Origin of the sequence: Megasphaera sp. AF13-6AC, assembly GCF_027685385.1 — a bacterium.
Lineage (GTDB): Bacteria > Bacillota > Negativicutes > Veillonellales > Megasphaeraceae > Megasphaera > Megasphaera micronuciformis.
On the sequence record NZ_JAQCUN010000244.1, the window covers coordinates 1 to 1,104 of the forward strand.

Annotated in this window: 1 protein-coding gene and 1 pseudogene; both read left to right on the forward strand. The window is 42.8% G+C overall.

Going from position 1 to position 1,104, the window contains the following annotated elements; translation table 11 throughout:
- Positions 1 to 295 (forward strand): annotated as a pseudogene (locus PGX78_RS08550) (lipid-A-disaccharide synthase); the annotation flags it as partial.
- Positions 279 to 1,104: ABC transporter permease (locus PGX78_RS08555; protein ID WP_270446534.1), on the forward strand; the 826-nt coding region annotated here is incomplete at its 3' end. The pseudogene PGX78_RS08550 and the gene PGX78_RS08555, both read left to right, overlap by 17 nt.

Genomic DNA, 1,104 nt, shown 5'->3' on the forward strand with positions numbered 1-1,104 from the left:
TAATGTATTGACCTACTGGTTATCAAAGATTTTGGTTCACTTGGACAGTATCGGGTTACCGAATATTATTTCGGGACATCGTATTATGCCGGAACTCTGGCAGGATGAAGTAACACCCGAAAATATAGAAGCCGCCGTCTTGCCCTGGTTAGTGGATGCGGCAGCTTCGGAGGAAGCACGACATTTGATGACCGGTGTACGCTGTCAAATGGGTGAAGCAGGGGCTGTACGACGTACGGCTGAAATCATTTCTGAATTTGTAAAGGAGAAACAACTCCATGAAGCAGTACAATAGTTGGCACAGCTACAAGCGGTTGTTACGGTTCATCGTTCCTTATAAGAAGAAGTTGTCCATTGCCGTCGTTTGTATGGCTTTTTCGGGACTCAGTAACGTTGTAGTTCCTTGGGTTATTAAGGATGTTATCGATAAAGTTCTGGCGCAAAAGGATGTGCATACGCTGAATCTGATTTGCGTCGGTATTCTGGCACTGTTTATCTTTAGAGGCTTCTTTTATTTCTGGCAGAAATACTTGATGAGTTACATTGGACAACATATTGTTAACGATATTCGTGAGGCTCTTTATCGCCATATTCAGAAGATGTCTTTGTCTTATTTTGACAGACGCAAGACCGGTAATATTATGAGTAACCTCACTAATGACGTTACGGCTTTACAAACGGCTATTGCCGACAATCTGATTTCCTTTGTGCAAGAAGCCGTAATTTTAGTCGGCTCCCTGGTTTCCATGTTTTACCTGTATTGGAAGCTGACCTTTTTAACCTTGGCAGTCGTGCCCCTTGTCGTTTTAACAATTAACTATTTCGGCAAACGTCTACGTAAGGCCGGACATAAGGTTCAAGGAAAACTGGCCGACATTACGGCTCTTATAGAAGAAGCCATTTCAGGCATTCGTATTATTCGTTCTTTTAACAGGGAAGATCATGAAATTGATCGTTTTGTAGAACAAAATGACAAGAATTTCTGGGCTCTTATGGCAACTACCCGATTAACAGCTATGTTGACGCCGTTTATTCAGTTCTTTGCGGCTATTGCCGTCGTAGGAATTATTTGGTACGGCGGCATGAGCGTTATTGACGGAGCTA